We start from the raw sequence: 22056 nt of genomic DNA, 5'->3' as shown, positions 1-22056 counted from the left end.
GGCCCTCGCGGGGGAGACTCCAGGAAGGAGTGTCCGTCCGCCGGGCGGGGTTCCGCGCCTCCCCGAGTTCCCGGCCGCGCTCGACCTGGGAGGTGCCTCCATGTCCACCGGCTCCCGCAAGGTGGCACGGGATCCCGTGCACCACCCGCTGTTCGCCCGCTGCTACGCCCGTGCCAGCGTCGCCGCCGAGTCCCGGATGGGCGTGGCAGGGATTCGTGACCGGCTGCTCGCCGGGCTGTCCGGGCGGGTGCTGGAGATCGGGGCGGGCAACGGCCTGAACTTCGGGCACTATCCGCGGGCGGTCGCGGAGGTCGTGGCGATCGAACCGGAGCGCGAGCTGCGCCGGTTGGCGGTGGAGGCCGCCCTGCGCGCCGAGACGCCGGTGGACGTGGTGCCGGGGGCGGCGGAGGCGCTGCCGGTCAAGAGCGAGGCCTTCGACGCGGTGGTGCTGTCGCTGGTGCTGTGCAGCGTGCGTGACGTCGAGCGGGCGCTGGGCGAGGTGCGCCGGGTGCTGCGGCCGGGCGGGCAGGTGCGGTTCTTCGAGCACGGGCGGGGCGGCGGCCGGGCGATGCGTCTCACCCAGCGGGCCCTGGACCGCACGGTGTGGCCGCTCCTGGCCGGCGGCTGTCATGTCAGCCGCGACCCGGTGGCGGCGCTGCGGGCCGCCGGATTCGAGCTGGGCCCCTACCGGCGGCTGCTGCTGCCGGAGAAGGGCCCGGTGCTGCCGGCCTCGTACTGCGCGCTGGGCACGGCCTGGCGGCCGACGGAGCCACCCGGACGGCCGTAACCGATCGCGCACGCACGGTCACTCGTTGCTTGACTGGCGCCGACGGGCTCCGCCCCGGCCGCCCGCCGAGCGCGAGAGGACTGACATGAAGCTTGCGATACGTCTGCTGGTCCCGGCCACCGCCGTGGCGCTGTCCCTCCCCCTGGCCTTCGCGCCCCCCGCGGCCGCGGCGGGCGCCACCGTCACCCGGTACGGCTCCAGCCTGTCGTTCTCCGCCCTGGCCGGCGCGCGGAACCAGGTCACGGTGGATGTCGTCGGCGGCGTCCTGCGCGTCACCGACACCTCGGACATCGTGCCGGGACCGGGCTGCCGTCCGCTCTCCGCGACCACGGTCACCTGTGGCAGCGCGGCCGGCCTGACCCGCTTCACCGTGGTCCTGCGCGACGCGGCCGACTCTCTGGCCTTCGCCTCGCCGCTCACCGCGGCGGTCACCCTCGACGCGGGCACCGGCAGCGACTCGGTCGCCGGCTCGAACGGCGCCGACACCGTCTTCCTGCGCGACGGCACCACGGACACTGTCACCTGCGGCGCCGGCACCGATCTGGTGGTCGCCGACCCCGTGGACAACGTGGGCGCCGGCTGTGAGCAGGTCGTGCGTTCCTGAATCGCCCCTAAGGGCCTGTCTGACCATTCCCGCCTGCTCCGCGACACCTGGCACGCAGGCCCTAGCGGCACCACTGCCGCAGTTCACGGGCGATCTCCTGCACCGTCGCCTCGCCGCTCTTGACCAGACGGGCCAGGTCACGCACCTGTTCGGGCGAGGTGACGACCTTGAAGCCGCTGGCGATCAGGTAGGCGTAGGCGACGGCGGAGGCGAACAGCGCGTTGGAGCGCTCCAGGGCGGGGATGTGGATGAGTTGCTGGAGCAGGGCGGCGGCGCGGGCGTGCGGGGTGTCGTAGACGGGGACGTCGAAGATCTCGGCCTGGTGCCGGGCGACGGCGGCGACGAGGGCGCCCCAGTCGGTGACCTGGGGGTCGCCGGGGGTCTGCCGTTCGGCGAGCATCAGCAGCCAGGCGAGGTCGATGCGCAGCTCGCTCAAGGGATCAGCGACCGCCCTCGCCGAACTCCTCGGCGAACACCTTCTCGTACTGCTGCATGAAGTCGGCGGCGGCCTCCACGAAGGTGTGGCCGACCTCCCCGGTGTCCTGCCGGACCAGTTCCTCGATGTAGCGGTTGACGCTCATCCCGCGGGCCAGGGCGCGTTCGCGGGCCGCCCGGGCCGTGTCCTCGTCCACCCGCACGTTCAGCTGGGTCTTCGCCATACCTCGACGCTAGCGCCGGAACGCTAGCAGCGGCAAGGGCGTCCTCGGGGGATACCGGCTGTGGGCCGCGTCACATTACGCTCGGCCGGGACGAGGAATTCGGTTCGTCCCGTGTCGTCTGCGCGCTAGGAGGCAGCCTTGTCCACACCCGCTGCGGAGCACGCCCCAGGACTCGCGTCCACCGCCGGGGTCGCCGCCCGGGCCCGCGGGCTGACCAAGGCGTACGGCTCCGGCGAGACGGCCGTGGTCGCCCTGGACTCGGTGGACGTGGACGTCGTGCGCGGCCGGTTCACGGCCGTCATGGGTCCCTCGGGGTCGGGAAAGTCCACGCTGATGCACTGTCTGGCCGGGCTCGACACGGTATCGGCCGGGCAGGTGTGGCTCGGCGACACCGAGATCACCGGGCTGCGGGAGCGGGAGCTGACCCGGCTGCGACGCGACCGGATCGGCTTCATGTTCCAGTCGTTCAACCTGATCCCGACGCTGAACGCGCTGGAGAACATCACGCTGCCGATGGACATCGCGGGCCGCAGGCCGGACCCGGCCTGGCTGGACCAGGTGGTCGACACGCTCGGGCTGCGGGACCGGCTGCGGCACCGGCCGGCGCAGTTGTCGGGCGGTCAGCAGCAGCGCGTCGCCTGCGCGCGGGCGCTCGCCGCGCGTCCCGAGCTGATCTTCGCGGACGAGCCGACCGGCAATCTCGACTCGCGGGCCGGTCTGGAGGTGCTGGGGTTCCTGCGGGAGGCGGTGGACGACCTCGGGCAGACCGTGGTCATGGTCACCCACGACCCGGGCGCCGCCGCCCACTCCGACCTGGTGCTGTTCCTCGCGGACGGCCGGATCGTCGACGAGATGGCCCGGCCGACGGCGGAGGCGGTGCTGGAGCGGATGAAGCGGTTCGACGTGGTCCGCGGGCCGTTCGAACAGGCCCGGGGCGAGGATCCGGGCGAACACCGGGGCGAGGACTGACCCCGTGCTCAAGGCGACACTCAGGAGTTTCCTGGCGCACAAGGGCCGGCTGCTGCTCTCGGCGCTCGCGGTGGTCCTCTCCGTGGCGTTCGTCGTGGGCAGCCTGATCTTCTCCGACACCGTCAGCCGTACCTTCGACCGGCTGTTCGCCACGACCGCGGCCGATGTGACGGTCAGCCCCCGGGAGACCCTCGACGAGACGGTGCCGTCCGGGGCGACGCCCACGCTGCCCGCCGCGCTCGCCGACCGAGTGGCGCGCGTCGACGGGGTGGCCGCGGCCCGCGCGGAGGCCGAGGTCCCCAACATCACCGTCGTCGACTCGGCGAACAGGTCCGTGAGCCCGACGACCGGCGCCCCGACCCTCGGCTCCGCCTGGAACCCGACCGGCCGCAGCCCCGTCGAGCTGACCTCGGGGCACGCGCCGCGCGGTCCCGCCGAGGCGCTGATCGACGCCGAGACCGCCGACCGCGCGGACGTGGCGATCGGCGACACCCTGACCGTGATCGCGCCACCGGGCTCCTTCCGGACCAAGGTCGTCGGCATCGTCACCTTCACCACCGCCAGCCCCGGCACGGCCCTGCTGTTCCTCGACCCGCCGACCGCACGGACCGAGCTGCTCGGCGACGCCGACGCGGCCACCACCATCACCGTGGACGCGGCGGACGGGGTGAGCGACGCGTCCCTGAAACGTCGGGTGACGGCCGCGCTGGGCGCCGACCGGTACGACTACCGCACCGCCGCCGAGCAGGCCGAGTCGGACGTCGAACAGCTGGGCGGATTCCTCGACGTCATCAAGTACGTGATGCTGGGCTTCGCCGGGATCGCCGTCCTGGTGGGCGTGTTCCTGATCGTCAACACCTTCTCCATGCTCATCGCGCAGCGCACCCGCGAGCTGGGCCTGCTGCGCGCGCTGGGCGCCGACCGGCGGCAGGTGCGCCGCTCGGTGCTCACCGAGGCGCTGCTGCTCGGCCTGACCGGCTCCACCCTGGGCCTGGTCGCCGGCATCGGACTGGCCGCCGGGCTGATCGAGCTGCTGAACCTGCTCGGGATGAACATCGAGACCACGCAGATGGTGATCGGCTGGGGGACGCCGGTCGCGGCGTACGCCGTCGGCCTCGGCGTCACCTTCGCCGCGGCGTACCTGCCGGCCCGGCGCGCGGCGGCCGTGTCGCCGATGGCGGCGCTCACGGACGCGGAGATCGCCGGCGTGGGCCGGCCGCTGCGGCTGCGGGCGGTGGTCGGCGCGGTCGTCGGGGCGGCCGGGGCGGCGGCGCTGGCGGGCTGCGCGCTGGCGTCCGAGACGGCGTCGGCGGCGTCCCTGCTGGGCCTGGGCGTCGTACTGACGCTGATCGCGACCGTGATCGCCGGTCCGCTGCTGGTCCGGCCGGTGATCCGGGTGCTCGGCGGGGCGTTCCCGGCGCTGTTCGGCCCGGTGGGGCGGATGAGCCAGCGCAACGCCCTGCGCAATCCGCGCCGTACCGGGGCGACGGCGGCGGCCCTGATGGTGGGGCTGGCGCTGGTCGGCGGCATGTCGGTGGCCAGCGCCTCGATGACCGCGTCGTTCGACCGGCAGATCGACAAGACGCTGGGCGCCGACTTCGTCGTGCAGAACACCAACTTCGTGCCGTTCCCCCGGGAGGTCACCGAGGCGCTGCGCGGCACCGAGGGCGTCGGGCTCCTGGTGCGGTCCACGTTCACGCCGATCGCGCTGGGGCTGCCCGGTGGCGACCGGGTGGAGACGACGGCCGCGTCCTACGACCCCCGGCTGGACGAGGTAGCCAACATCACCTACGCGCAGGGCGACACGGCGGCCGCGCTCGCCGACGGGAAGCTCGCCATGGACGTGGACTTCGCGCGCGACCACGGACTGCGGGTCGGCAGCGTGGTGCCGGTCGAGTTCCAGGGCGGGCGCACGGCCGAGCTGACCGTGGGCGCGCTGACCGACCAGGACACCGCCGAGGGGTTCGGCACCACCGGCGGGATCTACTTCGGCAGGGGGACGGCCGAGCGGTACGCGCCGGGCGGCCAGGACTCGGCGGCCTATGTGAACGCCGCGGCGGGCACGGGCGACGACGAGCTGCGGACCGCGCTGGAGCGGACCCTGGAACCGTATCCGCAGGTGCAGGTGAGGGACCTGGCCGACTACAAGCAGCTGGTCCGCGACCAGATCGCCGTGCTGCTCTACCTCGTCTACGCCCTGCTCGGCCTGGCGATCGTCATCGCGGTGCTCGGGGTGGTCAACACGCTCGCCCTGTCGGTGGTGGAGCGCACCCGGGAGATCGGGCTGCTGCGGGCGATCGGGCTGGCGCGGCGGCAGCTGCGGCGGATGATCCGGCTGGAGTCGGTGGTGATCGCGGTGTTCGGGGCGGTTCTGGGGCTGGCGCTGGGGCTGGTGTGGGGCGTGTGCATGCAGCAGGTGCTGGCCTTGCAGGGCATGACCGAGCTGGCGATCCCGTGGGGCACGATCGTCGCCGTGGTGGTCGGCTCGGCGGTGGTGGGCGTGGTGGCGGCGCTGCTGCCGGCGGCCCGGGCCTCCCGGATGAACGTGCTGGCGGCCATCGCGCACGAGTGAACGGCTCAGCGCCTCCCGATCCCGGCGCCTCCGGTCCCGGCGCCCCCGGCCCGGCGCCCTCGGTCCCGGCGCCCCCCGATCACGGCGTCCCCGGATCCCGACGTCCCTGTCCCATGCTGTCTGGCCCCATGCCCTCTGGCCCTTCCCGTCTGGCTGCTCCCCCCTCCCGGCCGCTGCCCTCACTCTCCAGGCGTCCGCATGCTGGAATTCCCCGTTCCAGGAGCGGCCCGGTGGTGGGATGGCGCCATGACTGAGCTGCGGATACGGGCCGCGACGCCCGACGATCTCGACACGGTGCTGGCGTTCTGGAAGACGGCCGCCGAGGGGACGAGCATCAGCGACGACCGGGACGGGGTGGAGCGGCTGGTCGCCCGCGACCCGGAGGCGCTGATCCTGGCCGAGGTGTCGGGCGAGCTGGTCGGGACGGTGATCGCCGGTTTCGACGGGTGGCGGTGCCATCTGTACCGGCTGGCGGTGCATCCGCGGCGGCGCCGGCAGGGCATCGGCTCGGCGCTGCTCGCCGCGGCACAGGAACGGTTCCTCCGGCTCGGCGGGCGCCGCGCGGACGCGATGGTCCTCACCCGGAACGAGACCGCGCACCACGCCTGGCAGGCGGCCGGGTACACGCCGCAGGAGCAGTGGCGGCGCTGGGTGAAGCCGCTGGCCGAAGCCTGACCACAGCCGCGTCCCGGTCACCTCGAACCGTTCTTTGCACATCCTTTACCCTGTGAGGAACACTCGGTCCTCCCCAGGAGGATCACTCGTTCTTCATGAAAGGTGTGAGCGTCCGCCCATGGGCGAGCCTCCCAGTACGCGACATCGCGCGACCCTCCCGTCCCTGCCCGACCAGGGGACGGAGGTGAACCCATGATCGAAGTGCTCCTCCTGCTGGTGGCCATCGTGCTGTCGCTCGCCTGCGGTGCCTTCGTCGCGGCGGAGTTCTCGCTGACCACCGTCGAGCGCTCCGACCTGGAACGCGCCGTGGAGCGCGGGGAGACGGGCGCGGCCGGCGCGCTGAAGGCCGTCCGCAACCTGACCTTCCAGCTCTCCGGCGCGCAGCTCGGCATCACCGTCACCAACCTGGTGGTCGGCATGCTCGCCGAGCCGTCGATCGCGGCGCTGATCGCGGGTCCGCTGCGGTCCCTCGGGGTGTCCGCGTCCGCGGCCTCCTCGATCGCGCTGGTGATCGGTACGGCGCTGTCGACGGTGTTCCTGATGGTCGTCGGCGAGCTGGTGCCCAAGAACTGGGCGATCTCCTCGCCGCTGGCGGTGGCCAAGCGGGTCGGCAACGCCCAGCGCTGGTTCAGCGCGCTGTTCCGGCCGTTCATCACCCACCTCAACAACACGGCCAACCGGGTGGTGCGCCGGATGGGCATCGAACCCGCCGAGGAGCTGGCCTCCGCCCGCGGGCCGCAGGAACTCGCCGCCCTCGCCCGGCACTCCGCCCGCGAGGGCGCGCTGGAGCCGGACACCGCGGAGCTGTTCGTGCGGACGCTGAACCTCGCCGACCTGACGGCGGAGAACGTGATGACGCCGCGCGTCCAGGTCATCGCCCTGGAGGCCCAGGCGACCTGCGAGGACGTCGCCAACGCGACCCGGGCCACCGGGCTGTCCCGGTTCCCCGTCTACCGCGGCACCCTCGACTCCGTCGTCGGCACCGCGCACGTCAAGGACGTGCTGGCGGTGCCCGCCGAGCGCCGGGCGCGGGTGTCCGTCGCCGAGCTGATGCGCGAGCCGCTGCTGGTGCCCGAGACGCTGACCGTGGACCGGCTGCTGGACCGGCTGTCCAGCAGACGGACGATGGCCGTGGTCATCGACGAGTACGGCGGTACGGCCGGTGTCGCCACCCTGGAGGACATCGTCGAGGAGGTCGTCGGCGAGGTACGGGACGAGCACGACCCGCACGAGACCCCCGACCTCGCCCCGGTCGGCACCGACGAGGAGGGCCACCCGATGTTCTCCGCGGACGGCGCCGCCCGTATCGACCAGCTGGTCCGCGTGGGCCTGCGGGCGCCGGACGGGCCGTACGAGACGCTGGCCGGGCTGGTCGCCACCGAGCTGGGCCGGATCCCCGCCGTCGGTGACGCCGTGGAGGTGGCCGACTGGCGGCTCGAGGTCCTGGACGCCTCCGGGCGCCGCGCCGCGCGGGTGCTGATGCGCGCGCCGCAGGACCACGACGAGCCGCAGGACGACGCGAAGGGGGCGCGGGCATGACCGCGGTACAACTGCTGATCGGTCTGGCGACCCTGGTCGTCAACGCCTTCTTCGTGGGGGCCGAGTTCGCGCTGATCTCCGTGCGGCGCTCCCAGATCGAGCCGTACGCCGAGCACGGCGACCGGCGCGCCAAGAGCGTGCTGTGGGGTCTGCAGCACGTGTCCGCGCTGATGGCCGCGGCGCAGCTCGGCATCACGCTGTGCACACTGGTCCTCGGTGTGGTCGCGGAACCGGCGATCGCGCATCTGCTGGAGCCCGTCTTCCACGCGGTGGGCGTGCCCTCCGGTGCCGGACACGCGGTGTCGTTCGTGATCGCGCTGGCGCTGGCGACGTATCTGCACATGCTGCTGGGCGAGATGGTGCCGAAGAACATCGCGCTCGCCGAGCCGGTGCGCAGCGCGCTGCTGCTGGGCCCGCCGCTGGTCACACTGTCGCGGGCGCTGCGGCCGGTGATCTTCACCATCAACGCCTTCGCGAACGCGCTGCTGAAGCTGATGCGCATCGAGACCCGGGACGAGGTGGCGGCGACCTTCTCGGACGCCGAGCTGGCTCGCATGGTCAAGGACTCCGGCGCGGCCGGGCTCCTCGACGACCGGGCGCAGGAGCGGCTGCACGACGCCCTGGAGCTGGGCCGGCGGCCCGTGCGCGATGTCGTCCTGCCGTTGGAGCGCGTGATCTACGCGCGCGTGGGCGTCACCCCGGAGGAGCTGGAGCAGCTGTCCGCCGAGTCCGGCTTCTCGCGCTTCCCCGTGGTGGACGAGGGCCGGCGCATCGTCGGCTACCTGCATGTGAAGGACGCGCTGGACGCCTCCCCGCGCGACGTCCCGTTCCGCCTGCGGGACATGCGGCCCATCGCCCGCGTCCGGGAGACCACGCCGCTGGACGACGTCCTCACCGCCATGCGCGGCAGCCGCACCCATGTGGCTGCGGTGCTGGGGGCCGACGGACGGCTCGCGGGGCTGGTGACGATGGAGGACGTGCTGCGGGAGCTGTTCGGGCAGCGGGCGTAGCACGGGTGCGGGTGCCGCGCGGTGTACGCCCTCAGGTGTGCGCCGCGCGGCCTGCGCCTCAGGTCTGCGCCTCGGGGTGTGTGCCGTACGGCGACGGGGTGACCGACCGATGGGTATGTGCCGCGGGATACCATCTCCCACGCCATGCAGACTCACCTTCCCACGCACAGCAGCCTCGTCGCGGTCGGCGACTCCTTCACCGAGGGCATGTCGGATCTGATGCCCGACGGCTCCTACCGGGGCTGGGCGGACCTCCTCGCGGAGCGGATGGCCGCGCGGACGCCCGGCTTCCGGTACGCCAACCTCGCGGTGCGGGGCAAGCTGATCGGACAGATCGTCGACGAGCAGGTCGACGTCGCCGCCGCCATGGGCGCCGATGTGATCACCCTGGTCGGCGGCCTCAACGACACCCTGCGGCCCAAGTGCGACATGGGCCGGGTGCGGGGGCTGCTGGAGGAGGCGGTGGAGCGGCTGGCGCCGGCCTGCAAGCAACTGGTGCTGATGCGCAGCCCGGGCCGGCAGGGCCCCGTCCTGGAGCGGTTCCGGCCGCGCATGGAGGAGCTGTTCGGCTGCATCGACGAGCTGGCCGCCCGGCACGGCGCGATCGTCGTCGACCTGTACGGCGCCCCCTCGCTGGCCGATCCGCGGCTGTGGGACGTGGACCGGCTGCATCTGACCGCCGACGGCCACCGCCGGGTCGCCGAGGCGGTCTGGCAGACCCTGGGCTACGAACCCGAGGACCCCGACTGGCACACCCCGCCGCCCGCCTCCGCACCGCCCGGCTGGGTCGCCCGCCGCGTCGCCGACGTCCGCTTCACCCGGCAGCACCTGCTGCCGTGGATAGGGCGGCGGCTGACCGGCCGGTCCTCCGGCGACGGCCGGCCCGCAAAGCGCCCCGACCTGCTGCCCTGGGAGCGGCCGGAGGCGTAGTCCCGCCGTCGGGACGGGCAGTGGCGTGGGTCTCGTAGGTTCCGCCGAACGCCCCCATGGCGCTGGCCTGCACGAATCGCCAGTAGAATCCGTACACGTGACTGCCGCTCCCGCCAAGCCCCGCATCCCCAACGTCCTCGCCGGACGCTACGCCTCCGCCGAGCTCGCCACGCTCTGGTCGCCCGAGCAGAAGGTGAAGCTGGAGCGTCAGCTCTGGCTCGCCGTGCTGCGGGCGCAGAAGGACCTCGGGATCGAGGTGCCGGACGAGGCGATCGCCGACTACGAGCGTGTCCTCGACACCGTCGACCTGGCCTCCATCGCCGAGCGCGAGAAGGTCACCCGGCACGACGTGAAGGCACGGATCGAGGAGTTCAACGACCTCGCCGGGCACGAGCACGTGCACAAGGGCATGACCTCCCGCGACCTCACCGAGAACGTGGAGCAGCTCCAGATCCGGCTCTCGCTGGAGTTGATGCGCGACCGCACGGTCGCCGTGCTGGCCCGCCTCGGCAAGCTGTCCGCCGAGTACGCGGAGCTGGTCATGGCCGGCCGCTCGCACAACGTCGCCGCGCAGGCCACCACCCTCGGCAAGCGTTTCGCGACCGCCGCCGACGAGCTGCTGGTCGCCCACGCCCGCGTCGAGGAGCTGCTGGGCCGCTACCCGCTGCGCGGCATCAAGGGCCCGGTCGGCACCGCCCAGGACATGCTGGACCTGCTCGGCGGCGACGCGGCCAAGCTCGCCGACCTCGAGGACCGGATCGCCGCCCACCTGGGCTTCTCGCAGGCCTTCACCTCGGTCGGCCAGGTCTACCCGCGCTCCCTCGACTACGAGGTCGTGACCGCGCTGGTGCAGCTGGCCGCCGCGCCGTCCTCGCTGGCCAAGACGATCCGCCTGATGGCCGGGCACGAGCTGGTCACCGAGGGCTTCAAGCCCGGCCAGGTCGGCTCCTCCGCGATGCCGCACAAGATGAACACCCGCTCCTGCGAGCGCGTCAACGGCCTGATGGTCATCCTGCGTGGCTACGCGTCGATGACCGGCGAGCTGGCGGGCGACCAGTGGAACGAGGGCGACGTGTCCTGCTCGGTGGTGCGCCGGGTCGCGCTGCCGGACGCGTTCTTCGCGCTGGACGGCCTGCTGGAGACCTTCCTGACGGTCCTCGACGAGTTCGGCGCCTTCCCGGCGGTCGTCGCCCGTGAGCTGGACCGCTACCTGCCGTTCCTGGCCACCACCAAGGTGCTGATGGGCGCGGTGCGCGCGGGCGTCGGCCGCGAGGTCGCGCACGAGGCGATCAAGGAGAACGCCGTCGCCTCCGCGCTCGCCATGCGCGAGCAGGGCGCGGAGCGCAACGAGCTCCTCGACAAGCTGGCCGCCGACGAGCGCATCCCGCTCGACCGCGCCGGCCTGGACGCGCTGATGGCCGACAAGCTGTCCTTCACCGGCGCGGCGGCCGACCAGGTCGGTGTCCTCGTCGGCCGGATCGAGGAGATCGTGAAGCAGCACCCGGAGGCCGCGGGCTACACCCCGGGAGCGATCCTCTGACCCGCTTCACCCAGGCCGAGCTGGAGGCCGCCCGCGACCGTCTGGTACCGGACGTCGTCGCGGGCGGCCTCCGCGTGCTCTTCTGCGGTATCAACCCCGGTCTCATGACCGCCGCGACCGGCCATCACTTCGCCCGCCCCGGCAACCGCTTCTGGCCGGTGCTGCACCTGTCCGGGTTCACCCCGAGGCTGCTGAAGCCGGCCGAGCAGCGGGAGCTGCTGACGTACGGGCTCGGCATCACCAACGTGGTGGCGCGGGCCACGGCCCGGGCCGACGAGCTGAGCGCCGAGGAGTACCGCGAGGGCGGGCGCCGGCTGGCGGTGAAGGTGGCGGAGCTGCGGCCGCGCTGGCTAGCGGTGGTCGGCGTCACCGCCTACCGGGCCGCGTTCGACGACCGCAAGGCCCGGGTGGGGCCGCAGGAGCGGGTCATCGGGGACACGCGGGTGTGGGTGCTGCCCAATCCCAGCGGGCTGAACGCGCACTGGACGGCGCAGACCATGGCCGAGGAGTTCGCCCGGCTGAGGACCGCCGCCGAGGACTGACCGGCCCCGGCTGAGGACCGCCGCCGAGGACTGACCGGCCCCGGCTCAGGACCGCCGCCGAGGACTGACCGGCCGAGCCGCCGCCGAGGACTGACAGGCCCCGGCTCAGGGCGGGTCGGTGTCCGTGATCACCGCGAGCAGTCGTATCGCGTCCGACGGGTCCCGGTCGGCGAGCCCGAGGGCGACCCAGCGGCCGGTGCGGTCCGCCTGCCACACGTACACCTGGTCCGTGAGGTGGCTGAGGCTGGCCCACGGTTCCGGTATCTCCTCGCCGCGCAGGCCGCGCTCCCGGAGCGTCAGCATCCCCCAGGGCGGGACCGGCCCCCATCGCCGGTGCAGCCGCTCGGCGACCGCCTCCCGATGCGCGCCGACGTCCTCGGCCGTGCTCTCGCGCGCCGCCGCCTCCCGTTCCTCCCCCTCCCCCGTGTCCCCCGCGCCCCGCGCGCGCAGTTCCGCCATGAAGTAGCCCGGGCCCGCCCGGCCCACGTCCGTCCAGCCGTGCTCCGCGGGGAAGGGGCGCAGGCACAGCCGGTCGATCGTGTCCAGGCACCGTGCGATGTCCATGCCGCCCAGTAAACCCGGCACCACTGACAATTGGCGTGGCGTCAGGCGTCCCTGGTCCGCACCCGCCAGGCGCCCGCCGCCACCGCTGCCGCCGCCCACAGCGCGGTCACCGCGAGGCCGGTCCAGGGTCCGAGGGAGCCGTCCGGGTGGGCGTGCAGGGCGACTTGGCCGGCCCGGTCCGGCAGGTACTCGGGCAGGCCGCCCGCCGCGGTGCCGAGGACGAACGAGACCACCAGAAGGACGGGGACGAGGATGCTGAGCGCGCCGACGGCGCTGCGCAGCAGGGCCGTCAGCCCGGCCGCGAACAGGGCCATCAGCGCGAGGTAGACGGCGCAGCCGACGACTCCGCGCGTCTGCTGGCCCGCCGTGAGGCCGTCCGCCGCGTCGCCCATGCCCGCACGGGCGGCGGCCAGCGCGGCGGCGCCCGTGACCAGTCCGACGAGGAACACCGGTACGGCGACGGCGGTCAGCTTGGCGGCGAGCCAGCGGCCGCGCCGCGGCACCGTGGTGAACGCGAGCCGGAGGCCGCCGCCGGCGAACTCCGAGGAGACCGCGAGCGCGCCGAACGCGACGGCCGCGATCTGGCCGGGCCCGATGCCGAGGAAGGCCGTGAACAGGGGGTCGAAGCCGGGGTCGGAGGTGCCGCCGCCGGCGGCGATCGCGGAGAACGCGGTCGTCACGGCGAACAGCGCCACCAGGGCGCCGTACAGTGCGCGCAGCGTGCGGATCTTCAGCCACTCGGCGTGCAGGACGGGAGCGAACGGCATGGTCAGGCCTCCTGGGGCGGGGCGGTGAACTCGGTCTCGTCGGCGGTCAGGTCGAGGTAGGCCTCCTCCAAGGTGCCTTCCCGGGCGGTGAGTTCCAGGACGGGCAGGCGGGCCTCGGCGGCGAGCCGGCCGATGTCCTCCACGCGCGCGTGCCGCACGATCCAGCCGCCGCCGTCGCCCGGGGCGGCGTCGTGTCCGTGCCGGGCGAGCAGGTCGCCCAGGGCCGTGTCGTCGGTGCTGCGCACCAGGACGCGGGGCTGCACGCGCGCGTCGATGAAGTCGCGCATCGGCAGGTCGGCGAGGAGCCGTCCCCGGCCGAGGACGACCAACTGGTCGGCGAAGGACGCGGTCTCGTTCATCAGATGACTGGAGACCAGCACCGTGCGCCCCTCGTCGGCGAGCCGGCGCAGCAGCGTGCGGATCCAGATGATGCCCTCGGGGTCGAGGCCGTTGGACGGCTCGTCCAGCATGACGACGGGCGGGTCGCCGAGGAGGGCGGCCGCGATCCCGAGGCGCCGGCGCATGCCGAGGGAGTACGTCCGCACCCGGCGGCGCGCGGCGCCGGTCAGGCCGGTCTCCGCGAGCACGGCGTCCACGCGGGACACCGGGATGCGGTGGCTCGCGGCCAGGATCCGCAGATGGTCGCGGCCGGTACGCGCGCCGTGCGCTGCCTCGGCGTCGAGCAGGGCGCCGACCTCGCGCAGCGGTTCGCGCAGCGCGGTGTAGGCGCGGCCGCCGACGGTCGCGGTGCCGGAGGTGGGCCGGTCGAGGCCGAGCACGAGCCGCATGGTGGTGGACTTCCCGGCGCCGTTGGGGCCGAGGAAGCCGGTGACGCGGCCGGGTTCGACGGTGAAGGTGAGGTGGTCGACGGCGCGCCGGGTGCCGTACTCCTTGGTGAGGTCTCGGACGTCGATGCTGGTCATGGGCGTCAGCCTGGCCGACGGCCCAGGGGCGGTGCCTCCCCTGCGCGGGGAGATGGTCTCCCCCGCTCGGGGGAGGTCCGCTGTCGGTGGCGGCTGGCACGATGACGTGATGGTCCGCCTCATCCGCCCGCTGCTGCGCGGGACGACGTACACCCGCCTGCTGCACCTGTGGGTTCCGGTGCTGCTGGTCAGCGTGTGGTTGTTCATCGACATGGCGCGGCCCTGGGTGCCCGCGGTGATCCTGGCGCCGATCGGCCTGATCCCGGCCGTGCGGCGGGGCGAGGGGCTTCAGGCGCGGTACATGCTGGTCCCGGACGAGGCGGAGTCGGGGATCTCCACGGCTCCGTCGGCGACCTGGGGCGACCGGCTGCGCACGGTGCTGTGGCTGGAGACCCGGATGGTGTGCGGCGCGGTCGCCGGGTTCATGACGGTGTGGTTGCCGATCCTGACCGTCGATCTGGTCTCGGCGGGGTTCGGCGAGCGCGTGGACGACAACCCGCTGCTGCGGATCGACCAACCGCACTGGGGTTACGGCCTCCTCGCCCCGCTGCCGGTGCTCGTGCTGGCCGCGGGCGTGGTCGGGCTCGGTGAGCTGGTCACCGCGATCGCGCGGCGGCTGCTCGGGCCGTCGGCGGCCGAGCGGCTGGCGGCGCTGGAGGAGCGCACCGAGCGGCTGCTGGAACGCAACCGGATCGCGCGGGAGTTGCACGACTCCATCGGGCACGCGCTGACCGTGGCGGTGGTGCAGGCGGGCGCCGCGCGGGCGGCGGGCGATCCGGCGTTCACGGACCGGGCGCTGGACGCCATCGAGGAGACCGGGCGGGCGGCGCTGGAGGATCTGGACCGGGTGCTCGGCATTCTGCGGGAGGCGGAGCGGCCGGTGAGCGGCCGTCCGACGCTGATCGAGGCGGACCGGCTGCTGGAGTCCGCGCGCGCCTCCGGCACGAAGGTGGACGCCGAGTTCTCCGGACCGCTCGCCGCGGTGCCCGGGCCGGTCTCGCGGGAGGGCTACCGCATCCTGCAGGAGGCGCTGACGAACGTGCTGCGGCACGCGGGCGGCGTGCCGGCCCGGGTGCGGGTCTCGGTCGTGGCCGGCCGGCTCGAGCTGGAGGTCCGCAATCCGCTGCCGGTGCCGATACCCGGGCCCGGCCGGGGCAGCGGGCTGCGCGGGATCCGCGAGCGGGCGGCGCTGCTGGGCGGCCGGGCGCACACCGGCCCGGCCGACGGCGACTGGCAGGTGCACGTCGAGCTGCCGCTGGGCTGATCTACGCTGGGCGGATGCCGCCGATCACCGTCCTGCTCGTCGACGACGAACCGCTCGTCCGCGCGGGCCTGCGTGCCGTCCTGGAGGCGCAGCCGGATCTGCGGGTGGTCGGGGAGGCCGCCGACGGGGCCGCGGTGATCCCGCTGGTCCGGCGACTGCGGCCGGACGTGGTCGCCATGGACGTGCGGATGCCGCTGCTGGACGGGATCGAAGCCACGCGCGCGGTGCTGCGGACGGTGCCGGAGCCGCCGAAGATCCTGGTGGTGACGACGTTCGAGAACGACGAGTACGTCTACGAGGCGCTGCGCGCCGGTGCCGACGGGTTCCTGCTGAAGCGGGCCCGGCCGGCGGAGATCGTGCACGCGGTGCGGCTGGTCGCCGAGGGCGAGTCGCTGCTCTTCCCGGCGTCGGTGCGGCGGTTGGCCGCCGAGCACGGCGGCGAGGGCGGTGACCCGGCGGCGCGGGCCGCGATGGAGCGGGCGCAGCTGACCGAGCGGGAGGCGGAGGTGCTGCGGCTGATGACGCGGGGCCTGTCGAACGCGGAGATCGCCGAGCGGCTGGTCGTGGGCGGCGAGACGGTGAAGTCGCATGTCAGCGCGGTGCTGGCGAAGCTGGGGGCGCGCGACCGCACCCAGGCGGTGATCGCGGCCTACGAGTCGGGGTTCGTCTCCCCCGGCTGACCGGGCCGCCGTCAGGAGCCGGGGCCGGGGGCGCTCGCCGGGGTGGGCGGCGCCGAGTACGATCCGGCCAACACGCGCACGAGCTGGGAGGACGGGACGTTGGCAGGGCTGACCGGCGGGGATCCCTCGCTGCTGCGAAGGATCAATTCCGCGGTGGTGCTGCACGCACTGCGAGCCACGGACTGCGCGACGCTGACCGAGATCACCCGGGTGACCGGGCTGTCCCGGCCGACGGTCGAAGGCGTCGTCGAAGGGCTGATCGAGGCCGGGCTGGTCGTCGAGAAGGCCGCCGAGGAAGGCGCCACCCGGCGTCAGGGGCGGCCCGCGCGGCGGTTCAGGTTCCGGGCCGAGGCGGGTCATCTGCTGGGCCTGGAGATCGGGCCGCACCGGGTCGCGGCGCTCCTCTCCGACCTCGACGGCAAGGTGCTGGGCGCGCAGGCGAAGGACATCTCCGAGACGGCCCCGGCGGACGAACGGCTGGAACGGCTGCGGACGGCGGTCGCCGAGCTGCTGCGCCGGGCCGGGGTGTCGCGCGGTTCGCTGCGCGCGGTGGGGGTGGCGACACCGGGGATCGTCGAGGCCGACGGCACGGTCCGGCTGGGCACCGCGCTGCCCGGGTGGACGGGGCTGCGGCTGGGCGAGCGGCTGAGCCGGTCCTTCAAATGCCCGGTGCTGGTGGAGAACGACGCCAACGCGGCGGCCGTGGCCGAACACTGGAAGGGCTCGGCCACCGAGTCCGACGACATGGTGTTCGTGCTGGCCGGGCTCAGCCCGGGCGCGGGGGCGCTGATCGGCGGACGGCTCCACCGGGGGTACGGCGGGGCGGCGGGCGAGATCGGCGCCCTGCATCTGCTGGGCCGGGAGGCGACGCCGGAGACGCTGCTGTCCACGACGGACGAGCCGCTGCACCCGCTGGACGAGCAGCAGGTCGCCGAGGTGTTCGCCCGGGCCCGCGAGGGCGACCAGCGCGCCCGCGCGGCCGTCGACCGCTTCATCCAGCGGCTGGTGCACGACGTGGCCGCGCTGGTCCTGGCGCTCGACCCGGAACTGGTCGTCGTCGGCGGCTGGGCGGCCGGCCTGGACGGCGTCCTCGAACCGCTGCGCCGCGAACTGGCCCGCTACTGCCTGCGGCCTCCGAAGGTCGCCCTCTCCCTCCTCGGTGAGGCCGCCGTCGCCACCGGCGCGCTCCGTCTGGCCCTGGACCACGTGGAGGAGCAGCTCTTCGCGGTCGAGGGCACGGTGACGGCCCGCCGCTGACGCCCGTTCCCCGGGGCTCGCGGCGGGTTCAGGACGCCCGGCGTTCCGGGTCCTCGTGGATCTCGACGTTGCCGGAGTCGCCGAAGGTCAGCCGGCAGGTGTCCGCGCGGTAGGTGGCGACGGACAGCGCGGCGGTGCTGCCGACGGCGGAGAAGCGGGTGGTGACGACGAGGACGGGGGCGCCGGGCAGCCGGTCGAGCTCCTTGGCGTCGTCCGCGCGGGCCGAGCCCAGCTCGACCGCGCTGTCCCGGCCCTCCAGCTCCAGCCGCTGGAGTTCCCGCAGGACGGCTCGGGCGCGGGCGGGGCCGGACGGGGCGTCTATGGCCGAGAGGTCGGGCACCGAGGCCGCGGGGATGTACAGCAGTTCCGCGGCGACCGGCTGTCCGTGAGTGGTGCGGGTGCGCCGGACGATGTGGACGGCTTCGTCCCGCCCGGTGCCGAGGGCCTCGGCGACGGCGGCCGGCGGGGCCGCGGTGGCGCAGTCGACGGCCTGCCACCCGTCGCCGGCCGCACCCGGCCAGGAGTGCTGTTCGGTGCCGACGGCGACGCCGACCCGCGGCGGCGCCACGGTCGTGCCGACACCGCGGCGGCGCTGGAGCCGGCCTTCCAGTTCCAGCTGTTCCAGGGCCTGGCGGAGGGTCGCGCGGGCGACGCCGAAGCGGGCGGCCAGTTCGCGTTCGTTGGGCAGGATCTCGCCGACGGAGAACTCGGAGTCCAGTGCCTCGGTGAGCACGGTCTTGAGATGCCAGTACTTCGGTTCCGGCACCGATTCCAGCTGCGTGGTCCCCACCCTGTCCTCCGCGATCGCCGGTGTTCCCCGCGGCGTTTTAGCGCCCTTGTTTATTAAAGGTTGTTGCACTTGTCTGCGACCATAAGGCGGCCCCCACCCTTGGTCAAGACCAATCCTCGACTCCGTGACCGGCGCGTGGGAGCGCTGCCGCGGAGCGTTCACGGGGCGTTCGCACGAGACAGGGTTCGTGACACCACGGCAAAGCCCCCGTCGTGAAACGGGGGCTCGGGTGGCGCCGGGCGGGAGTCCGTCAGGCCGCGGTGTCCAGGGACCGCAGCTTGTCGGGGTTGCGGACGATGTAGACGGACTGGATCCGTCCGTCGAGGACGTCCAGTTGGAGCACGGAGTCGGGCCGGCCCTCGGAGAGCACGAGGACCGCGGGTCCGCCGTTGACCTCCAGGAACCGGACGGACACCTCGGCGGCGCTCTTCTCGACGACGCCGACGAGGAAGCGGCCCACGTGGTCGGCGCTCTCCAGCACCCGCAGCGGCGCCCGGGACTTGCCGCCGCTGTCGCCGACCAGCCGGACGTCGGGCGCGAGCAGCGCCATCAGGCTCTCCAGGTCGCCTCCCGCGGCGGCGGTGAGGAAGCGTTCGGTGAGGTCGCGGCGCTGGGCGGGGTCGACGTCGTAGCGGGGCCGGCGTTCGTCGACGTGCTTGCGGGCGCGTCCGGCGAGCTGGCGTACGGCCGGTTCCCCGCGGTCGAGCAGGGCGGCGATGTCGGCGTACGGGTAGCCGAAGGCCTCCCGCAGCACGAACACCGCGCGTTCCAGCGGGGACAGCGACTCCAGGACGACGAGGACGGCGAAGGAGACCGAGTCGGCGAGCACGGCCCGCTCGGCGGTGTCCGGAACGGTGTCCTCGTAGGCGGTGACGTAGGGCTCGGGCAGCCAGGGCCCGACGTAGGTCTCGCCGCGCGCCTTGATCTGGCGGAGCCGGTCGATGGCGAGGCGGGTGGTGATGCGCACCAGGTAGGGGCGGGTTTCGCGCACCTCGCTGCGGTCGGCGCCGGCCCAGCGCAGCCAGGCGTCCTGGACCACGTCCTCAGCGTCGGCCACGCGGCCGAGCATGCGGTAGGCGACTCCCAGGAGGAGGGGGCGGTGCGCTTCGAAGACGTCCGTGGCGGTGTCGGTGGTCACAGCACTCATCCCAGCCGACGCGCCGGGCGGTGTCCAGGCGAATTCCGGTGCGGCGCGCGCCCTTCGAGCCGGGGCGCGCGATCGGGCGCAGCGAGGCGCGCCAAGGGGCTACCCGTCGGTAGCAATTGCTGACAAGGTGTCTACGCAATGTCCCCGGCGCCTATCCCCGAGGAGCAGCATGTCCGCCTCCGTCTCCTTCAAGGTCCCGACGCCCAGCGGGCCGCGGCCGATGACCGTCTCCTACGCGCGCGAGGGCGACGGCGAACCGCTGCTGCTGCTGCACGGCATAGGTCACCACCGGCAGGCCTGGGACCCGGTGATACCCGTGCTGGCCAAGGAGCGGGACGTGATCGCCGTGGACCTGCCCGGCTTCGGCGCGTCCCCGCGGCTCCCGGACGGACTGGCGCACGACCTGCCCACGATGACCACCGTGCTCTCCGCGCTCTGCGAGGCGCTGGAGCTCGGCCGGCCGCATGTGGCGGGCAACTCGCTGGGCGGGCTGCTGGCGCTGGAGCTGGGCCGTGCGGGCCTGGTCCGTTCGGTGACGGCGCTGTCCCCGGCCGGTTTCTGGTCGGAGGCCGAGCGGCGGTACGCCTTCGGCGTGCTGACGGCGATGCGGCAGATCGCCCGCCGGACGCCCCCGTCCGTGGTGGAGCGGCTGGCGCCCTCGGCGGTCGGACGGACGCTGCTGACGAGCACCATCTACGCCCGGCCGGCCCGCCGTTCACCCGAGGCCGTGGTCGCCGAGACGCGGGCGCTGGCGACCGCCGAGGGGTTCGCCGAGACCCTGCGCTCGGGCCGGCAGGTGCGCTTCACCGACGACGTGGCCGGGCTTCCGGTCACCGTGGCCTGGGGCAGCCGGGACCGGCTGCTGGTGCCCCGGCAGGGCGTCCGCGCCAAGACCGTGATCCCGCGGGCCCGGCTGGTCCGGCTGCCCGGCTGCGGTCACGTCCCGATGAACGACGACCCGGCGCTGGTGGCGCGCGTGCTGCTGGACGGCAGCCGCTGAGAGGCGTCCGCGCGGTTCAGTCGGCGAGCGCCTTCAGGACCTCGTTCAGCACCGTCGGGTTGTACGGCATTCCGGCGTGCGCGGTGCGGTCCTCGGGGGCGATGTCCTGGAGGACGAGGTTCCTGACGTGGTGTCCCTCGGTCTCCTTCAGGGCGCACGACTCGTACGGCGTGACGACGTCGTCGTAGCGGGTGGCGATCACCGTGTAGCGCACGCCCGGGCTGGTCTCGCCGAGGTCGCCGAGTTCGCGGATGAAGGCGCTGTCGGACTGGAGCTGCGGCCAGGCCGGCACGGTCACCTGCACCGGGCCCGCCTCGACCAGTTCCTTGGCGCCGGGGATCTGGCGGGCCAGCCGCATCAGGCCCTGCGCGGTGACCCCGCGGGTGCCGGGCGCGATGCCGACGAGGTGGTGCACCTTCGGGGCGCCGCCGAGGGCCTGGATGTAGTAGCGCGGCATCATGCCGCCCTGCGAGAAGCCGACGATGTCGACCTGCTCGGCGCCGGTGCGCAGCAGCACCTCGTCGACGAAGACCGCGAGCTGGCGGGCGGATTCCTTGATGTCGCCGAGGCCGAACAGCACCGGGCTGAGGTGCTGGCCGTAGTCGATGCGGAAGATCCGGTACCCGTGCGACCGCAGCAGCGGGGCGGCCTTGGTCCAGGTGTAGCCGCGGTTGCCGAAGGTGCCGTGCACCAGGACGACCGGACGGGGGTGTTCCGGGGTCAGCGGAAGGTCCCAGTCGTCCTGTCCGGCCTGGACGTCGACCCCCGCGATCAGGGCGGCGGCGCCGGCCTCGGTCAGCCCTGCCAGCCGGTGCGGCGCCTCGATGAGGCCGGTCTCGACGCGCTCGTCGTTGAGACCGGGGAGATGGGGCTCGGGGAACATGCTCATGGCGGGTCCTCTCAGGTGACGAGCAGGGGTGCCAGGCGGGCGGTCGCGGCGCGCAGCAGCCGGACGTACGGCCCCCGGCGTACGGGGTGCGCCACCCGTCCGGTGAGTGCGCGCTCGGCGCAGTCGAGGCTGTGCCGGAAGGCGGCGTCGTGCAGCGGCCGGAAGAAGAGCAGCCAGGCCAGCCAGCGCACTCCCGTGGGCCGCAGCACGAGGGTGTTGCGCAGTACGGTGCGGTCGTCGCCGAGCCGTTCGACGCTGAACTCGTGGAAGCCCTCGAAGCCCCGCGGTCCGGTGAACCGGAACCGCGCCCACCGACCCGGTACGTAGTGGCTCACCACGTACCGCACGGGCCCGTGGCCGCCGGACACCCCGACGGCGAGCGGCCCGTCGAAGCGGACCGGCGGCCAGTCGGGCGGCCACAGCCGGTCCTGCGCGCCGCCCAGGGAGTCGATCAGGGCTCCGACGGCTCCCTCCGAAGCGGGCAGTTCGCGCTCGTGGACGTTCAGGACAGCGATCATGGGCGGGCCTCGAAGGTGCGGAGGTGCGGACGTGCGGAGCCGGGGAGCTGCGAGCCGGGTCTCGCCTTTCCCCGAGGCTGCCCGGCCCCCGGCGCCCGGGCACTCCCCCGAACGGGGTCGCCGGAGGCACACCGGCGCGGGCGGCGCGGCGGGCGTGCCACCCGCGCCCCGCGGCCGCGCGTCCACGCGCGTGAGGGGAAACGGAGTCGGCCGCGTAGCCGCTGACAGCACCCCTTCAACGGCCGGTATGCATCGCCCCTTTGTGCCCTGTACGAGTGAATGGCCCTGCTGGAGACCTGAGTTCGCGCCGCGCGCCGGGGTGAAGACCGGCCAAGCTGCGATTCCGCCGAGGGAGACGGGAGGGGAAGCGGAATCCGCAGCGTAAAGAGAGATGAGACAGGCGCAACCAGCATGGCGCATATGCGAGGGG

At 73.8% G+C, this 22056-nt stretch carries 23 protein-coding genes; 14 read left to right on the top strand and 9 right to left on the bottom strand.

Features of this window, described 5'->3' with window-relative positions:
- The first annotated feature begins 100 nt into the window (after nt 1-100).
- Both ABT232_RS18750 and ABT232_RS18745 read left to right on the top strand, forming a co-directional pair.
- The gene (locus ABT232_RS18750) at nt 101-787 is read left to right on the top strand and encodes a class I SAM-dependent methyltransferase (RefSeq protein WP_351841165.1); all 687 of its coding nucleotides are present in this window, start codon (nt 101-103) and stop codon (nt 785-787) included.
- A gap of 85 nt (nt 788-872) precedes the next feature.
- The gene (locus tag ABT232_RS18745) at nt 873-1391 is read left to right on the top strand and encodes a hypothetical protein (RefSeq protein WP_351841163.1); all 519 of its coding nucleotides are present in this window, start codon (nt 873-875) and stop codon (nt 1389-1391) included.
- Nucleotides 1392-1452: 61 nt separating this feature from the next.
- Here the strand turns inward: ABT232_RS18745 and ABT232_RS18740 are convergent, their stop codons facing one another.
- Together ABT232_RS18740 and ABT232_RS18735 are read right to left on the bottom strand one after the other, a co-directional pair.
- A complete protein-coding gene (locus ABT232_RS18740; protein ID WP_351841161.1) occupies nt 1453-1827 on the bottom strand; it encodes a fic family toxin-antitoxin system, toxin component in 375 nt (124 codons plus the stop codon).
- Nucleotides 1828-1831: 4 nt separating this feature from the next.
- Nucleotides 1832-2050, bottom strand: a complete 219-nt coding sequence (locus ABT232_RS18735; protein ID WP_351841159.1) for an antitoxin — start codon at nt 2048-2050, stop codon at nt 1832-1834.
- A gap of 138 nt (nt 2051-2188) precedes the next feature.
- Here ABT232_RS18735 and ABT232_RS18730 point away from each other — a divergent pair, with 138 nt between their 5' ends.
- From ABT232_RS18730 to mug, 8 genes are all read left to right on the top strand, one after another.
- Complete coding sequence (locus ABT232_RS18730) at nt 2189-3019, top strand: ABC transporter ATP-binding protein (protein WP_351841157.1); 831 nt, start codon at nt 2189-2191, stop codon at nt 3017-3019.
- Between the two features lie 4 nt (nt 3020-3023).
- Entirely contained in the window at nt 3024-5591 is a 2568-nt protein-coding gene (locus ABT232_RS18725; protein WP_351841155.1) for an ABC transporter permease, read from the top strand.
- A gap of 246 nt (nt 5592-5837) precedes the next feature.
- Nucleotides 5838-6266, top strand: coding sequence for a GNAT family N-acetyltransferase (locus tag ABT232_RS18720; protein ID WP_351841153.1), 429 nt, complete (start codon nt 5838-5840; stop codon nt 6264-6266).
- A gap of 192 nt (nt 6267-6458) precedes the next feature.
- Nucleotides 6459-7805, top strand: coding sequence for a hemolysin family protein (locus tag ABT232_RS18715; protein WP_351841151.1), 1347 nt, complete (start codon nt 6459-6461; stop codon nt 7803-7805).
- Nucleotides 7802-8815 carry a hemolysin family protein gene (locus tag ABT232_RS18710; RefSeq protein ID WP_351841149.1) on the top strand — a complete coding sequence of 338 codons (1014 nt, stop codon included), beginning with the start codon at nt 7802-7804 and terminating at the stop codon, nt 8813-8815. The genes ABT232_RS18715 and ABT232_RS18710 overlap by 4 nt, the downstream gene beginning before the upstream one ends.
- Nucleotides 8816-8959: 144 nt before the next feature.
- Entirely contained in the window at nt 8960-9745 is a 786-nt protein-coding gene (locus ABT232_RS18705; RefSeq protein WP_351841147.1) for an SGNH/GDSL hydrolase family protein, read from the top strand.
- Nucleotides 9746-9842: 97 nt separating this feature from the next.
- Entirely contained in the window at nt 9843-11285 is a 1443-nt protein-coding gene (gene purB / locus ABT232_RS18700; protein WP_351841145.1) for an adenylosuccinate lyase, read from the top strand.
- Entirely contained in the window at nt 11282-11827 is a 546-nt protein-coding gene (gene mug, locus ABT232_RS18695; RefSeq protein ID WP_351841201.1) for a G/U mismatch-specific DNA glycosylase, read from the top strand. Before purB ends, mug begins: the two co-directional genes overlap by 4 nt.
- Nucleotides 11828-11932: 105 nt before the next feature.
- On the opposite strand, the gene ABT232_RS18690 is transcribed toward mug, so the two are convergent.
- Genes ABT232_RS18690 through ABT232_RS18680 form a run of 3 tightly spaced genes read right to left on the bottom strand, consistent with a single transcriptional unit; the run spans nt 11933 to nt 14081 of the window.
- On the bottom strand, nt 11933-12391 hold the full coding sequence (locus ABT232_RS18690; RefSeq protein WP_351841143.1) for a hypothetical protein: 459 nt from the start codon (nt 12389-12391) through the stop codon (nt 11933-11935).
- Between the two features lie 41 nt (nt 12392-12432).
- On the bottom strand, nt 12433-13158 hold the full coding sequence (locus ABT232_RS18685) for an ABC-2 transporter permease (protein WP_351841141.1): 726 nt from the start codon (nt 13156-13158) through the stop codon (nt 12433-12435).
- 2 nt (nt 13159-13160) lie between these two features.
- A complete protein-coding gene (locus ABT232_RS18680) occupies nt 13161-14081 on the bottom strand; it encodes an ATP-binding cassette domain-containing protein (RefSeq protein ID WP_351841139.1) in 921 nt (306 codons plus the stop codon).
- Between the two features lie 109 nt (nt 14082-14190).
- Between ABT232_RS18680 and ABT232_RS18675 the strand changes: the two genes are divergently transcribed.
- From ABT232_RS18675 to ABT232_RS18665, 3 genes are all read left to right on the top strand, one after another.
- The gene (locus tag ABT232_RS18675; RefSeq protein WP_351841137.1) at nt 14191-15345 is read left to right on the top strand and encodes a sensor histidine kinase; all 1155 of its coding nucleotides are present in this window, start codon (nt 14191-14193) and stop codon (nt 15343-15345) included.
- Nucleotides 15346-15359: 14 nt separating this feature from the next.
- Nucleotides 15360-16025: a response regulator transcription factor gene (locus ABT232_RS18670; protein WP_351841135.1), complete on the top strand. Its 666-nt coding sequence runs from the start codon at nt 15360-15362 to the stop codon at nt 16023-16025.
- 99 nt (nt 16026-16124) lie between these two features.
- Complete coding sequence (locus tag ABT232_RS18665) at nt 16125-17282, top strand: ROK family transcriptional regulator (protein WP_351841133.1); 1158 nt, start codon at nt 16125-16127, stop codon at nt 17280-17282.
- Nucleotides 17283-17310: 28 nt separating this feature from the next.
- Here ABT232_RS18665 and ABT232_RS18660 read toward each other — a convergent pair whose 3' ends face one another.
- Both ABT232_RS18660 and ABT232_RS18655 read right to left on the bottom strand, forming a co-directional pair.
- Nucleotides 17311-18072 (bottom strand): GntR family transcriptional regulator, encoded by a 762-nt coding sequence (locus ABT232_RS18660; RefSeq protein ID WP_351841131.1) that lies wholly within the window; start codon nt 18070-18072, stop codon nt 17311-17313.
- Between the two features lie 250 nt (nt 18073-18322).
- Complete coding sequence (locus tag ABT232_RS18655; protein WP_351841129.1) at nt 18323-19210, bottom strand: RNA polymerase sigma-70 factor; 888 nt, start codon at nt 19208-19210, stop codon at nt 18323-18325.
- A 178-nt stretch (nt 19211-19388) separates the two neighbouring features.
- Here ABT232_RS18655 and ABT232_RS18650 point away from each other — a divergent pair, with 178 nt between their 5' ends.
- Nucleotides 19389-20219: an alpha/beta fold hydrolase gene (locus ABT232_RS18650; RefSeq protein WP_351841127.1), complete on the top strand. Its 831-nt coding sequence runs from the start codon at nt 19389-19391 to the stop codon at nt 20217-20219.
- A gap of 16 nt (nt 20220-20235) precedes the next feature.
- On the opposite strand, the gene ABT232_RS18645 is transcribed toward ABT232_RS18650, so the two are convergent.
- A complete protein-coding gene (locus tag ABT232_RS18645; protein ID WP_351841125.1) occupies nt 20236-21108 on the bottom strand; it encodes an alpha/beta fold hydrolase in 873 nt (290 codons plus the stop codon).
- An 11-nt stretch (nt 21109-21119) separates the two neighbouring features.
- The gene (locus ABT232_RS18640) at nt 21120-21623 is read right to left on the bottom strand and encodes an SRPBCC family protein (RefSeq protein ID WP_351841199.1); all 504 of its coding nucleotides are present in this window, start codon (nt 21621-21623) and stop codon (nt 21120-21122) included.
- Nucleotides 21624-22056 lie beyond the last annotated feature (433 nt).

Origin of the sequence: Streptomyces sp. NPDC001532, from assembly GCF_040298625.1 — a bacterium.
Taxonomy (GTDB): Bacteria; Actinomycetota; Actinomycetes; order Streptomycetales; family Streptomycetaceae; genus Streptomyces.
Note: the sequence above shows the minus strand (reverse complement) of the source record. Positions and strands in the feature narration are given on the sequence as shown.